Annotated in this window: 12 protein-coding genes and 1 pseudogene; 7 read left to right on the top strand and 6 right to left on the bottom strand. The window is 74.9% G+C overall.

All coding sequences use genetic code 11. The annotated features are described in order from the left end of the window. Positions 1 to 390: AI-2E family transporter (locus ABD067_RS01240; protein WP_343893312.1), on the bottom strand; the 390-nt coding region annotated here is incomplete at its 3' end. A 203-nt stretch (positions 391 to 593) separates the two neighbouring features. On the opposite strand from ABD067_RS01240, the gene ABD067_RS01245 reads away from it, so the two are divergent. Both ABD067_RS01245 and ABD067_RS01250 read left to right on the top strand, forming a co-directional pair. Further along, entirely contained in the window at positions 594 to 3,596 is a 3,003-nt protein-coding gene (locus tag ABD067_RS01245) for an ATP-binding protein (protein ID WP_343893313.1), read from the top strand. Between the two features lie 10 nt (positions 3,597 to 3,606). Continuing rightward, positions 3,607 to 4,023 (top strand): response regulator, encoded by a 417-nt coding sequence (locus ABD067_RS01250; RefSeq protein ID WP_343893314.1) that lies wholly within the window; start codon positions 3,607 to 3,609, stop codon positions 4,021 to 4,023. A gap of 22 nt (positions 4,024 to 4,045) precedes the next feature. Here ABD067_RS01250 and ABD067_RS01255 read toward each other — a convergent pair whose 3' ends face one another. Continuing rightward, positions 4,046 to 5,845, bottom strand: coding sequence for an SLC13 family permease (locus tag ABD067_RS01255; RefSeq protein WP_343893315.1), 1,800 nt, complete (start codon positions 5,843 to 5,845; stop codon positions 4,046 to 4,048). Positions 5,846 to 5,976: 131 nt separating this feature from the next. Here ABD067_RS01255 and ABD067_RS01260 point away from each other — a divergent pair, with 131 nt between their 5' ends. Then, positions 5,977 to 6,573 carry a DUF533 domain-containing protein gene (locus tag ABD067_RS01260; protein ID WP_343893316.1) on the top strand — a complete coding sequence of 199 codons (597 nt, stop codon included), beginning with the start codon at positions 5,977 to 5,979 and terminating at the stop codon, positions 6,571 to 6,573. On the opposite strand, the gene ABD067_RS01265 is transcribed toward ABD067_RS01260, so the two are convergent. Beyond that, positions 6,545 to 7,009 carry a CBS domain-containing protein gene (locus ABD067_RS01265; RefSeq protein WP_343893317.1) on the bottom strand — a complete coding sequence of 155 codons (465 nt, stop codon included), beginning with the start codon at positions 7,007 to 7,009 and terminating at the stop codon, positions 6,545 to 6,547. The two genes, ABD067_RS01260 and ABD067_RS01265, sit on opposite strands and share 29 nt — an antisense overlap. Positions 7,010 to 7,213: 204 nt before the next feature. On the opposite strand from ABD067_RS01265, the gene ABD067_RS01270 reads away from it, so the two are divergent. Further along, complete coding sequence (locus tag ABD067_RS01270) at positions 7,214 to 8,059, top strand: universal stress protein (protein WP_343893318.1); 846 nt, start codon at positions 7,214 to 7,216, stop codon at positions 8,057 to 8,059. 34 nt (positions 8,060 to 8,093) lie between these two features. Here ABD067_RS01270 and ABD067_RS01275 read toward each other — a convergent pair whose 3' ends face one another. Next, entirely contained in the window at positions 8,094 to 9,080 is a 987-nt protein-coding gene (locus ABD067_RS01275; protein ID WP_343893319.1) for a zinc-dependent alcohol dehydrogenase family protein, read from the bottom strand. A 116-nt stretch (positions 9,081 to 9,196) separates the two neighbouring features. Next, the gene (locus ABD067_RS01280) at positions 9,197 to 9,970 is read right to left on the bottom strand and encodes a cyclic nucleotide-binding domain-containing protein (RefSeq protein WP_343893320.1); all 774 of its coding nucleotides are present in this window, start codon (positions 9,968 to 9,970) and stop codon (positions 9,197 to 9,199) included. A 150-nt stretch (positions 9,971 to 10,120) separates the two neighbouring features. Here ABD067_RS01280 and ABD067_RS01285 point away from each other — a divergent pair, with 150 nt between their 5' ends. The 3 genes from ABD067_RS01285 to ABD067_RS01295 all read left to right on the top strand — a co-directional run bounded on the left by ABD067_RS01285 (position 10,121) and on the right by ABD067_RS01295 (position 12,564). Then, positions 10,121 to 10,462 carry a hypothetical protein gene (locus ABD067_RS01285; RefSeq protein ID WP_343893321.1) on the top strand — a complete coding sequence of 114 codons (342 nt, stop codon included), beginning with the start codon at positions 10,121 to 10,123 and terminating at the stop codon, positions 10,460 to 10,462. Beyond that, a complete protein-coding gene (locus ABD067_RS01290) occupies positions 10,459 to 11,679 on the top strand; it encodes an NnrS family protein (protein ID WP_343893322.1) in 1,221 nt (406 codons plus the stop codon). The genes ABD067_RS01285 and ABD067_RS01290 overlap by 4 nt, the downstream gene beginning before the upstream one ends. Positions 11,680 to 11,943: 264 nt before the next feature. Beyond that, a complete protein-coding gene (locus ABD067_RS01295) occupies positions 11,944 to 12,564 on the top strand; it encodes a Crp/Fnr family transcriptional regulator (RefSeq protein ID WP_343893324.1) in 621 nt (206 codons plus the stop codon). A gap of 365 nt (positions 12,565 to 12,929) precedes the next feature. Here ABD067_RS01295 and ABD067_RS01300 read toward each other — a convergent pair. Continuing rightward, positions 12,930 to 13,799 (bottom strand): annotated as a pseudogene (locus ABD067_RS01300) (radical SAM protein); the annotation flags it as partial. Between the last annotated feature and the right edge of the window lie 19 nt (positions 13,800 to 13,818).

Here is a 13,818-nt window from a genome sequence, read left to right on the forward strand (position 1 = left end):
GGCGGCCGGGCCGGCCGCCGGCGCGCCGCCGTGGCCCAGGCCGCCGTCGAGGTCGCGCACCATGGACGCGGCTTGGCCCAGGAGCTCGCCCAGCCTGAGGTCCGCGACCTTGCGCTGTATCGCCGTTTGGTAGGTCGGGATGTTCGACGCCAGTTGCGACACCTGCCCGGCGACCACGAGGCCGATGCCGAACAGCGCCGCGAAGCCCAGCGCCACGGCGACGAGCACCGACGGCGCGCGGCCCAGCCGCAACCGGTGCAGCGCCCGGACCAGGGGCGCCAGCACGAAGGCGAGCAGCACGGCCAGCACCAGCGGCACGAAGAGCTCGCGCCCGAGGTACAGCGCCGCTACGACCACCGCGCCCGCCAGCAGCGCGACGAGGCCGGACATCGGCACCCCCGCCGGGGCGACAGGAGGGCGCCGCCGGTCCGCGGTCGTCGTGGATTCTTCCATGGATGGCCCCGAAACGGGCCGGCTCGACCCGGCGGCCCTGCGTAGCGCAACGCCGCGGGGCCGCGATCGGTTCGCCGCCGGCGAACCATCCCCCCGGAGCGGCGCTTAGTGCCTCTCACCAACCGCCGCCGGAACCGCACGTGACATCCGCCGATACCCAGCCCCCGCGACCCTGGCTCCCGGCGGGGGTTTCGCGCCGCGCCGCGCCCGTCGCGGCCGGGCTCCTCGTGCTGCTGGCGGCGCTGGCCGTCGCCTGGAACGTGGCCGCCGGGGCACGCGCCCGCGCCGCGGTGGCCGCCGCCAACGAGACGGTGCTGCGGGCGGAAGCCCTCCTCTCGGCCATGAAGGACGTGGAGACCGGCGCGCGCGGCTACGCCCTCACCGGCAACGACGAGTACCTGCAGCCCTTCGCCAGCGGGACGGCGGAAGAGGAGCGCCGCTTGGCCGCGCTCGGGGCGGCCGTCGAGCGCTCCCGCTCCGCCCGCTTGCGGGAACTGGTGCGGGACAAGGTCGCCCACGCGAGCCGCGTGGTGGAGGCCCGGCGTCGAGAGGGGCGGGAAGCGGCCGCCCGGCTCGTGGAGTCCGGCGAAGGCAAAGGCGCGATGGACGCCCTCCGCACAGAGATAACGGGGTTGCAGGAGTCCGAGCGCGGCCGGATCGCGGCGTCGGAGCGGCGCGACCGCATCCGCTCCGCTTGGCTGAACTCGGCCGCCCTGGCTTCCCTGCTGCTCGGCTGCGCGCTGGCGGCCGCCCACATGGTCGCCCGCCGCCGGTCCGAGCGGGGCAGCCGCGCGTTGCTGGAGGACGTGCTGGAGAACGCCCCGGTCGGCCTGGGCTTCCTCGACGGGTCCCTCCGCTTCCGCCACGCCAACAAGGCGTTGACCAAGTTGGGGGAGCACGCGCTGGGCGTGGAAGTGGGCTCGTCCGTCGCCGACCTGTCGCCGGACCTACGGGAGCAGATCGAGCCGCGGTTGCGGGCCGTCCTGTCGGAGGGGCGGACCTTCGCCAACTTGGCCGTGGACATCCGCCCGCCGGACCGGCCAGAAGAATTGCGCCACCTGCGGATGAGCTTTTTCCCCCTGCGCGGGGAAGCCGGGGTGGACGGCGTGGGCATCGCCGTCACGGACGTGACCCTTCGCCGGCGGGCCGAACTGCGACTGCGGCAGCGGGAGGCGCAGTTCCGCACGGTGGCGGAGTCCATACCCCAGCTCGCCTGGATGACGGACGCCGAGGGCGCGATCACTTGGTACAACAAGCGGTGGCTCGACTACACCGGCAAGACGCTGGAAGAGCTGCGCGGCTGGGGATGGCGCAAGGTGCATGACCCGGACCACGTCGAACGGGTGGAGGAGAGCTTCCGCCACTCCCTCCGGACCTGCGAGCCCTGGGAGGACACCTTCCCGTTGCGCGGCGCCGACGGGGAATGGCGCTGGTTCCTGTCGCGCGCCGTGCCGGTGCGGGAGGAGGCGGAAGAGGACGGCGCCGAGGGGCCGGTCACCGGCTGGTTCGGCACCAACACCGACATCACCGACATGCGCCGCGCCGAAGCGCAGTTGGCCGATGCGAAGGAGGCGGCGGAGGAGGCGAACCGGGCCAAGAGCCAGTTCATCGCCAACATGAGCCACGAGCTGCGCACGCCGCTCTCCGCCGTGATCGGCTATTCCGAGATGCTGGAGGAGGAGGCCGCCGAGATCGAAGGCGCGGACACGATGCTGGAGGATCTGCGCAAGATCAACGGCAACGCCCGGCACCTGCTGTCGCTGATCAACGACGTGCTCGACCTGTCGAAGATCGAGGCCGGCAAGATGGAGGTCCACGCGGAGGACTTCGACGCCGCCGCGCTGCTGGGCGAGGTCGCGGACACGGTGCAGGCGCTGGTGGCGCGCAAGTCCAACACGCTGGAGCTGGACCTTGCGCCGGACCTGGGCGCGATGCACTCCGATCCGGTGAAGCTGCGGCAATGCTTGTTCAACCTGCTCGGCAACGCGGCGAAGTTCACCGAAGGCGGGCGGATCACGGTCTCGGCGCGGCGGGAGCGCGGGGCCGACGGGCGCGGCCGACTCGAATTCCGCGTTTCCGACACCGGCATCGGCATGACGGAGGAGCATCTCGGCCGCCTGTTCCGCCGGTTCACCCAGGCGGACAGCTCCACGACCCGGCGCTTCGGCGGCACCGGGCTCGGATTGTCCATCACCAAGGCGTTCTGCACCATGCTGGGCGGCGACATCGCGGTGGAAAGCAGCCCCGGCCGGGGCACCGCCTTCACCATCCGCTTGCCGGCCGACCTGCGGGACCTGGAAGCGCCGGCGGAGGAGGCCGCGGTCGCCGAGGGCACCGCGCCGGAGGAAGAGGGCCCGGCCGGCACGGTGCTGGTGGTGGACGACGACGTGGCCGCCCGCGACCTGCTGGTGCGTTTCCTGCGGAGGGAAGGCTTCGCCGTGCGCACCGCCCCGCACGGGGCGGCCGCCCTGCCGTTGGTGCGGGAGCTGCGGCCCACCGCGGTGCTGCTGGACGTGATGATGCCGCACATGGACGGGTGGGCGGTGTTGTCGGCCATGAAGGCCGACCCGGAGCTGGCGGACATCCCGGTGGTGATGGTGAGCTTCGTGCAGCAGAAGGGCTTGGCCTTCTCGCTGGGCGCCGCGGATTACCTGACCAAGCCGGTGCAGTGGGCGCGGTTGAAGGAGGTGCTGGACCGCTACCGTTCGCCGGGCTCGGCGCTGGTGGTGGAGGGCGACCCGGAAGCCCGGGCCGAGCTGCGTCGCCTGCTGGAAGCCGAGGGCTGGGCCGTCGAGGAGGCCGCGGACCGCGCCGCCGTCCTGCGCCGCATGGACGAGGGCGGCCCGCCGCCCGGCTTGGTGTTGGCTGCGGTGCAGGCGGAAGGGGAAGGCTTCCGGCTCGTCCAGGACATCCGCCGCCGCCCCGATTGGCGGCCGGTCCCGCTGATCGCGCTCGCCGAGGGCGAGCTGTCGCAGCCCGAGATCGAAAAGCTGCGCGGCCAGGTGCGGCGCGTCGTGCAGTCCGAGGACGACCCGCCCACCGAACTGATCGCCGAACTCCGCTCCATAGCCGCCGGCCGCAAGCGGTCGTCGGGAGCCGCCGCGGCCGCCCCCGAGCCCGCGCCGGCCGCCGCAACCCCGTGATGGTGAGACAATGACCAAGGTATTGCTCGTCGAGGACCACGAAGAGCTGTGGGACTTCCTGTCCCGCAGGCTGAAGCGCCGCGGCTTCGAGGTGGTGCTGGCGCACGACGGCCAGCAGGGCGTGGACATGGTGCGCGCCGAGCGGCCCGACGTGGTGCTGCTGGACATGAACCTGCCTGTGATGGACGGCTGGACCGCCGCCCGTACCCTGCGCGCCGACCCGGACACGGCGCGCGTCCCCATCATCGCGCTCACCGCGCACGCCATGGCCGGCGACAAGGCGAAGGCGCTGGAAGCGGGCTGCGACGACTACCACCCGAAGCCGGTGGACTTTTCCCGCCTGCTGTCGCAGATCGAGGAGGCGCTCCTGGGCGCCGAGGACAAGGCCGCCGAGGCCGAGGCCGAGGCCGAACCGCCGCCGGGTTGACGGGGACGGCCGGGCGCGGGCCTCACGCCGGCCGCAGCGGCCAGAACAGCGCGATCAGCGGCACGCCGACCAGCACGACGATGACGGAGAGCGGCAGCCCGAGCCGCCAATAGTCGCCGAAGCGGTAGCCGCCCGGCCCCATGACCAGCGTGTTGCACTGGTGGCCGATGGGCGTGAGGAAGTCGCAGGCGGCGCCGATCGCCACCGCCATCAGGAAGGCGTCCGGGTTCAGTTCGAGCTGCTTCGCCAGGCTGCCGGCGATGGGCGCCAGCATCAGCACGGTGGCCGCGTTGTTCAGGAAGGGCGTGACTGCCATCGCCGCCACCATGATCAGCGCCACCGCGGCCGTGGGCGGCAGGGCCGCCACCGCGCCGGACAGCCAGCCGGCGATCAGGTCCGTGCCGCCGGTGGTGCGGATGGCTTCGCTGACCGGGATGAGGGCGCCCAACAGGATCAGCACGGACCACTCGACCGTTCCGTAGGCCTCCCGCATCGTCATCGCGCGCAGCGCCAGCAGCGCCACCGCCGCCCCGAAGAACGCCACCGCGACCGGCACCAGGTGCAGCGCCAGCAGGACCATCGCCGCCCCCAGCACCAGCACCGGCAGCAGGCTCCGCCGGTTGCGGCCGAGGGCGATGTCGCGCTGCGACAGCGGCAGCACCCGCAGTTCGGCCAACGCCCCCGGCAAGGCGCCCGAGGAGCCCTTCAGCAGCGCCACGTCGCCGGCGCGCAGCCGCACCGCGTTCAGCCGCTGGCCCACGGGCTGGCCGCTGCGGCTCACCGCGAGCAGGCTGACGCCGAAGCGCCGGTGCAGGTCCATCTGCGCCGGGGTGCGGCCGATCAGGGGGCTGTCGGCGGTGACGACGCCCTCCACCACGCTGTCCTCCCCCTCGTCGCCATCCTCGGCGTCGGCGCCGGCGGGCGGCTTCGCCTGCTCGCCGGCCAGGCGCAGCCCCGCCCTGGCCACCACGCGGTCCAGGTCCTCGGCCTCCCCTTGCAGCAGGAGTACGTCGTCCGGCCGCAGCACCCAGTCGGGCCAGGGGGTGTAGCGGCGGAAACGCTCGCGGATGACGGTGGCGACCGTGACGCCGCCCTCGCCCAGAGCTTCCAATTCGGCGACGGTGCGCCCGGTCAGGGGGCTGTCCGGCAGCAGCACCGCTTCCGTCGTGTAGCCCTCGATGTTCAGCGCGGCGTCCATCGAAGCGGCGCCCCGGCGGCCCTGCGGCAGCAGCCGCCATCCGAGCGACAGGAACACCCACCCCGCCAAGGCGATGCCGAGGCCGACCGGGGCGAAGTCGAACATCCCGAAGGGCTGCCCCGTGATGTCCTCCCGCAGCCGGGACACGATGATGTTGGGCGAGGTGCCGATCAGGGTGACGAGGCCGCCGATCAGCGATGCGAAGGCCATCGGCATCAGCAGGCTCGACGGCGAGGTGCCGGTGCGGCGGCCGAGCTGGAAGGCCACGGGCATGAAGATGGCCAGGGCGCCGATGTTCTTGGTGAAGGCCGACAGCACCAGCACCATCCCGGACAGCGCCGACACCTGCGCGCCGGTCCCGCGCAGGCGGCGCAGCAGCGGGCGCATCGCCGTTTCCACCGCGCCGGAGCGGGCGACGGCGGAGCTGACCAGCAGCGCGGTGGCGACGATGACCACCACGTCGTCCGCGAAGCCGTCGAACGCCTTGTCCGCCGGCACGATGCCGACCACCACGCCGGCCAGCAGCGAGAGCAGCGCCACCAGGTCGTAGGGCAGCCGTCCCCAGACGAAGAGGCCGATCGTGGTTCCGACGAGCCCGAAGGCGAGCGCTTGGTCGATGGTCATCCGGCTTCCGATCCGGCCGCGGCGGGGCGTGCGCGTGGCGGCGCCCCAACCCTCCACCGCCCGTCCGGTTCCGCCGGGGAGCCGCCGGCGCCGCGACGCGTTGCCGGCGGGGACTGCCGAGGGGCGACGGGATGGTGGAGCTGTTGAAGCGGCTGATAGGCGCCGCGCGGAACCGCGACGGGCAGGCCGAGGCGCTGGAGCCGGAGCCGGGGGCGATGGCGGCCGCCGGGGGAGCGGCGGGCCCCGCCCAGCGCTCCCGTTTGGCGACGCGGCCGGAGGCGATCCTCCAGGAGGGCCTGGCGGCCAAGGTGCTGCACGGCTGGCTCGGGAACCGGCAGCAAACCCTGTACCCGCTGGTGTTGAACCTGCGCAACCTCGGCGAGCGCGAGCGCGCCTTGCTGGCCGAGATCATGGCGGCGACGCTGGCCGCTGGCCGCACGCCGCCGTCGGAAGACCGTGGTGGGGCGGCCCGGCGAACCTTGGCCCGGCTGGGCGCCGGCGAAGGCGAGGTCCGGCGCCTGGACGCCGCGTTGGAACGCCCGCGCCCCGTGCGCGACCTCCTCGCGGACATCCAGGACGCGGGAATCGGGCCGCACGCCTACGCCGCATCCCTGCTCGCGGCCGACTCGCGGGAGCCGGCGTCGCGCGCTTGGCTGGGCTACTTGGCGGCGCGCTTCGCCCTGCCGCCGGAGGTCGTGGTCAGCCTCGACCGGCGCTACCGGCAGTAGCCGGCCCGGCCGCCGCCCGGTCTTCCGTCGCGTCCCGCAGCGCGGCCTGGAGGGCGCCGCTGTCCAGCAGCAGGCGGCGGGACAGGTCCGCCAGGGTGATCCACCCGACCACCCGCCCGGAGGCGTCCCGTGCGGGCATACGGCGGATGTGGTGCGCCGCCATCAGGTCCATCGCGTCGCGCAGGTCGTCCTCCGGCCGGCACGAAAGCACGGGTGCGGTGAGCACGTCCCGCACCCGCACCGACGCGCAGTCACCGCCCCGGGCGACCACGCGGTACAGGATGTCCCGGTCGGTCAGCACGCCTTCCAGGCGCTCCGGCCCGCCGACCGGCAGGGCGCCCACGTCCAGCTCCCCCATCAGCACCGCGGCTTCCTGCACCGGCGCGTCGGCCTCGATGAACTCGACATGCCGGCTCATCACGTCCGCGACCCTCATCGTCCATCCTTCCCCAACCGGGCGGCTCGCCCCGGGCCGCGCGGCGGGAACGCGCGCGGGGCCCGCGGGATCGCGCCGCGGCCTCCCCGAAACGCCGCCCTGCATTGACGCCGATCAATGCGGCCCGGCCCTGTGGTCGGCACCATGGCCGCCGGTGGAAAGGCCGCCCCAAACCGCGGCCGGAGGGCGGGCGGGAGGGAAGAGATGCCGCTCAAAGACATACTGGTCCACCTCGACGGGACCGAACGGGCCGGCGTCCGCCTCGGGCTGGCCGCCGACCTCGCCCGGCGCCACGAAGCCCACCTCACGGCGCTCCACGTGGTCGACGTCGAGTTGCCGGCCATGTTCGCGGGCGAAGCGGGCGGCACCGCCGCTTTCGTCGACCTGATGGAAGACATGCGGCGCGACGCGACGGCGGAGGCGTCCAAGGTCGAGGCGATGTTCCGCGACAGGATGCGCCTCGACGGGATCGCGGGCGAGTGGCGCTCGGTGGAGGGCGTCACCCGGCAGCAGGTGGCGCTGCACGCGCGCCACGCCGACCTCGTGGTGGTGGGGCAGGAGGGCGCTGGCCCCGGCGAACCCACCGTTCCCGAGGTCGTCGAGCACGCGCTCTTCGCCTCCGGCCGGCCGGTCTTGGTGGTGCCCTGGGCGGGGCGTTTCGAGACGGTGGGCCGCAGGGTGCTCGTGGGGTGGAACGCGAGCCGGGAGGCGGCGCGCGCGGTGAACGACGCGCTGCCGCTGCTCGCGCAGGCGGAGGCCGTCACCGTGCTCGCGGTCAACCCGCGCCGCGGCACCGGCGCGCACGGCGAGGAGCCGGGGGCCGACATCGCCCTCCACCTCGCGCGCCACGGGGTGGAGGTGGAGGTGCAGCGGACGGCCGGGTCGGGGATCGGCGACGGCGACATGATCCTGAACGCCGCCGCCGACCTGTCGGCGGACCTGCTGGTGGTCGGCGCCTACGGCCATTCGCGCCTCCGGGAAGTGGTCCTCGGCGGCGTGACCCGGACCCTGCTGCGCCGGATGACGGTTCCCGTGCTCATGTCGCACTGAGCCGCCCGTTCTCCCGGGCCGGCCGCGGCGCGGCTCAGGGCACGAGCACGAGCGCGCCTTCCACGGCGCCGGCGCGCAGCCGGCCCAGCGCGTCGTTCGCCCGGTCGAGCGGCACCGTTTCGACCGTCGTGCGCACCGGCACCTTCGGGGCCAGCGCGAGGAAGGCCTCGCCGTCGCGGCGGGTGAGGTTGGCGACGGAGCGCACCGTCCGCTCGTGCCACAGGATGGCGTAGGGGAAGGCGGGGATGTCGCTCATGTGGATGCCGGCGCAGACCACCGTGCCGCCGCGGTCCACGGCGCGCAGCGCGGCCGGCACCAGCGCGCCGACCGGGGCGAAGAGGATGGCCGCGTCCAGCGGCTCCGGCGCCGGGCGGTCCGAAGGGCCGGCCCAAACCGCGCCGAGGCCGCGCGCGAACGCCTGCGCCGCGACGTCGCCGGGGCGCGTGAAGGCGTAGACCTCCCGCCCCTCGTGCCGCGCCACCTGCGCCGCGATGTGCGCCGCGGCCCCGAAGCCGTAGAACCCGATCCGGCGCGCGTCCGCGCCGGCCATCCGCAGCGCGCGGTGGCCGATCAGGCCGGCGCAGAGCAGCGGCGCCGCTTCCGCGTCCGCGTAAGCGCCCGGCAGGGCGAAGCAGAAGCGCGCGTCGGCGACGGCCAGCTCGGCGTAGCCGCCGTCGATCTGGTAGCCGGTGAAGCGTGCGGATTCGCACAGGTTCTCGCGGCCGGCGCGGCAGAAGCGGCACCCGCCGCAGGAGGAGCCGAGCCAGGGGACGCCGACGCGGTCGCCGGGGCGGAACCGCTCCGCGCCGGCGCCGGCCTCGAGCACCCGCCCGACGATCTCGTGGCCCGGCACGACCTGCGGCTTGGGGTCGGGGAGTTCGCCGTCCACCACGTGGAGGTCCGTGCGGCAAACGGCGCAGGCGCAGACGCGCAGCAGCAATTGGCCGGGCCCGGGGCGGGGATCGGGCAAGGCCGCGGCGCGCAGGGGCGTACCCGGCCGGTCGAGCACCATCGCGCGCATGGTCCGCCTCCTCGGGACGGCGTGGCCGCGCATGTTCGGCGCGCGGAGCGCTGGCCGCCGTGATCTGCGTCAAACCGGCCGCTCCCGGCCTTCGTTCCTCGAAGCCCCCGCGGGGCTCAGCGGACCCGGACGCGTTTCGGGAACGTGTCGGCCTCGAGCAGCGCCGCCCGGTCGGCCACGTCGGCCCGGCGGGCGGACAGCCTTATTGCGCCGCGCGCTTCCAGCGCGGCCAACGCGCGGGAGAGGGTTTCCGGCGTCATGCCCAGCCGGGCCGCGATGGCGGTGCGCGGCTCCGCCAAGCCCACGGGGCCCGCCCCCGCCTCCTCGGGCACCCGACGCGCCAGGAAGCGGGCCACGCGGCGCTCCGCCGGCCGGAGCTTCAGGTCCACCACCTGGTCCACCATCAGCCGCCAGTGCCGCGACAGCAGCTCCACCGTGGCGCGGGAGAGCGCCAAGTCCGTGCCGATGGCTTCGCGGAACGCGTCGGCCGGAATCATCAGGACGCGGGAGTCCACCAGCAGCACGCCCGACGCCGAGCAGGGCATCCGCAGCACCGCCGCCGGCGCGAGGAACAGTTCGCCTGGGCCGAAGATCTCGACGATCGTGGCGTGCCCGGCCTCGTCCTCCGCCCGCAGGCCGACGCTGCCTTCCAGCAGCAGGTGCAGGAAATCGGCGCGTTCGTGCTGCTCGAACACCACCGTGCCGCGCGGCAATCGCTGCGCGAAGCTGGAGCGGAGCAGCCCCTCCATCGCGGCCTCTCCGGCGGCGGCGAAGAAGGGGCTGCGGCGGATCAGGTCGATGTTGAGGGGAGAGTTCGGCATGGGGCTGTCCAGCCTCGGGTGCGGGCCGACGATAAGCCGGAGCGGCCCGTCCTCCTTGACCTGGATCAAGCCCGCGCCCGCTCCGCGTCAGGCCGCGCCGACGGGCCCGCCCTTCGAAGCGCGCCGCTCGCCGGAATCGCGGCCGGCTTGACCTGAGTCAATCGGACGCGGCGCGCCCGGCGCCAGTTTGCCACGCATCGAAAAGCCCGGAGCGGCACCATGAGCGCGACAGCGGTCGTAGCGGCGGGCGTGGGCGGCGGGGACCGGTGCCGCGCCCTGTGGTTCGGCGCGAGGGCCTCCACGGTCCGCTCCGCCGTTCGAAGGACGACCTTCCCGATCATCGGCGCACGGATGAAGAAGGGTTCCGGCCCCAACGGGACGCGGTCCGGCCTGCCGGTCGGCGCGCCCGCGATCTCCCTGCGCGACTGGTGCTTCCGCTCCGGCTGGGGCGCGCGGCAAGCGGCCAACGGCCCGCGCGAACCGTCCCGGCAGGCGGCCTCGTGGGGACCGCCACGCCCGGCCCTCGGCGCGGGAGCCGACGGGACCGAGGTGCCCGCATGACCGCCGCCGCGCCGTCCGCCGCGCAGCGGCGCGCGCGCCCGTCCCGGCTGCCGGCCTTGTTCGCCTACGGCTTCCGGCCCTTCTTCCTGCTCGCCGGCGGCTGGGCGCCGCTCGTCGTCGCGCTGTGGGTGGCCGGCATCGTGGGGCTCGGCGTGCCGGACGGGCCGTTGCCGCTCGTCCGCTGGCACGCGCACGAGATGCTGGCCGGCTTCGTCGGCGCCGCGATGATCGGCTTCGTGCTGACCGCGGTGCCGAACTGGACGGCGCGGCGCGGCTACGCGGGCGCGCCGCTGGTGGCGCTGGTCGCCCTCTTCGTCGCCGGGCGGCTCGCCCTGCTGCCGGGCTCGCCCGTGCCCGCCGGCCTCGCCGCGCCGCTCGCCCTTTCCGCCTTGCCGGCGACGCTGCTCCTGGTGCTGCCCGCGCTGCTGGGGGCCGGCAATGCGCGGCTGTTCGGCCCGCCGCTGCTCGTGCTCGGCTTCTGGGCGGGCGACCTGCTGATGCTGGGCGAGGCCGCCGGCTGGTGGCGGGGCGAAACCTGGCGCGCGGGCCAACTCCTCTCGGCCGACGTCGCCCTGGTCCTGGTCGGGCTGATCGGCGGGCGCATCATCCCGTCCTTCACCCTGAACGCGCTGCGCAAGACCGACCGCCCGGCGGAGCCGAAGCCGCTGCCCGGGGTGGACGTCGCGGCGGTGTTGTCGCTGGTGGCGGTCGCGCTGGTGGATCTGGCGGCGCCCGGCGGGGCGCTCGCGGGCGGTGTCGCGGCGTTGGCGGCCGCGCTGGCGGCGGTCCGGCTGTCCCGGTGGCACGGGCTGCGGACCCTGGGCCGGCCGATCCTGTGGGTGCTGCACCTGGCCTACGCCTTCGTCCCGCTGGCGCTCGCCACCAAGGCGGCTTGGCTGCTGGCGGGGGCGCCCTGGGCGGCGCACTGGCTGCACCTGCAAGGCGCGGGCGCGCTGGCGATGATGATCCTGGCCGTGATGACGCGCGCGACGCTCGGGCACACGGGGCGCGACCTCGCCGCCTCGCCGGCCACGGTGCTGGCCTATGTCCTGCTCGCGCTCGCCGCCCTGTCGCGCGCCTTCGGCCCGGCGCTGGCCGGGGGCGGCCCGGAGCCGCTCGCGCTGGCCGGCGCGCTCTGGATCGCGGCCTTCGCCCTGTTCCTGTGGGTGTACGCGCCGATCCTGCTGCGCCCCAGGCCGGACGGGAAGCCGGGCTGACCGAGGGCGCCTCCCGGGGCGGAGGACCAAGCGGCCATTGACCCGAGTCAACGCGACGACGCTCGATCCGCGTCAAGGTCGGGCGGCGTGTCCCGCGCCGTGGGCCGGGGCGCCGCCGTCATCGAGGGTCGCCCATTGCATCCGTTCGACGCCGCTCGCGGCCTGCCGCGCAGACCGGGCACCGGGGCCGCCAGTCGCTGCCAAGGGTGCGGCGCCCGGTCGGTCGGCCTCTGCGCGCCGCTCGGCCCCGCCGCGTTGGACGACATGGCCGCCGAAACCGAGCGCGTGGCGGTGGCGCCGCGCACCCCCTTGTTCCACCAAGGGGACGACGCTTCGCACGTCTACACGTTGGCGGAGGGCGCGGCGAGGCTCACGCGCGTCCTGCCCGACGGGCGGCAGGCGGCGATCGGTTTCCGCCTCGCCGGCGACATCATGGGGTTCACGCCCGCCACCGAGCACGCGTTCGGCGCCGAGACCCTGACGCGCGCCACGATCTGCCGCGTGGACCGGCGCCGGCTGGACGCGATGTTCCGCCGCCACCCCGTGCTGGAGCGCCGCTTCCTCGAACTCTGCGCCGGCGAGTTGGCGGCCACCCAGGACCACGTCCTGGCGCTGGGACGGCTGACGGCCCAGGAACGGGTCGCGCACTTCCTGCTGTCGCTGGCCGAGGCCCAGGAGCGCCGCGGCCGCCGCGGGCCGGTGTTCGACCTGCCCGCGACCCGCACCGACATCGCCGAACTGCTCGGGCTGACGCTCGAAACGGTCAGCCGCGCGGTTTCGGCCCTCCGCAAGCGGGGCTGGATCAAGCTGCACGGCTTGTCCGCCTTCGAGATCACCGAACGGCCCTCGCTCGCCGCCTTGGCCGCCGGCGAAGGCGGCGCCTGAGGCGCACCGCCCCGGTTGCGACCCGGCCGGTCAGGCCTTCGCCGGGCTCCGCCGCGCGGCCTGCTTCGACGCCCCGCTCGGAACGCCCTCCTTCGGCGCCCGGCGGCAGCGGGAATGAACGCCGCCTCCGGAACCGCGACGCCCGTCCCCGACCGGCCCCGCCTTGGCGCGAGTCTCGCCGAGCGCGGCGCGGACCGTGGCGTCGCGCGGCTGGGACTCCACCCCGTGCCCCGCCTACACGGCGCGGCTGTGGTGGCCGTGGCGGGGTTCAGGTAGGCGTCGAAGCAAGCGGCGACGTGGCGGGCGAAGCGCCGGCCGGCCTCCGTCACCCGCAGCCGCCGCCCGCCGTCCTCCAAAGCAACGAGCCCGTCCCCGGCGAGCGGCGCGAGCCGCGAGGCGGCCTGGGCCATCACCGGCAAGGGCACGGCGCGCAGGTCCACGGCGAAGTCGCACATCACGCGCTCGATCAGCGCGCGGCGGGCGCGGTCGTCCTCCGTCAGCGCGCGGCCGCGCGCCACCGGCAGCCGCCCGGCCGCGACGGCGGCGACGTAGCGGCGCTCGTCGGGGTCGTTCTGGACGTAACCCTCGGGGAGCTGGCCGATGGCCGAGGCGCCGAGGCCGAGCAGGAACGGCGCGGCGTCCGTGGTGTAGCCCTGGAAGTTGCGGCGCAGCGCGCCGGCGCGGGCGGCCTCCGCCATCGGGTCGTCGGCCTTGGCGAAGTGGTCGAGGCCGATGGCCTCGTAACCGGCGGCGCGCAGCGTCTCCTCCGCGGCCTCCGCTTGTTCGAAGCGCCCGAGCGCGTCGGGCAGGGCGGCCCCGTCGATCGCGCGCTGGTGGGGCTTCATCCATGGCACATGGGCGTAGCCGAAGACCGCGACCCGGTCGGCACCCTGCTCGGCGGCGAAGCGCGCGCTGGCCGCGACATGGTCGGGCGTCTGGCCGGGCAGGCCGTACATCAGATCGAGGTTGATCCGCGCGACACCGGCGGCGCGCAGCCGCGCCACCGCATCGGCCACCAGTTCGGAAGGCTGGACCCGGCCGATGCGCGCCTGCACCTCGGGCGAGATGTCTTGCGCGCCGAGGCTCGCGCGGGTGAAGCCGCACTCGGCGAAGACCTCCAGCACCGTGTCGTCGATCTTGCGCGGGTCGAGCTCGGCCGCGAGCTCGGCGTCCGGGCGCAGGCCTAGCTCCTCGCGCAGAAGGGCAACCAGGCCGCGCAGCGCCTCCTCGCCCAACTCGCTCGGCGTGCCGCCG

This window comes from Craurococcus roseus (genome assembly GCF_039523795.1).
In the GTDB taxonomy this organism is placed as follows: Bacteria; Pseudomonadota; Alphaproteobacteria; order Acetobacterales; family Acetobacteraceae; genus Craurococcus; species Craurococcus roseus.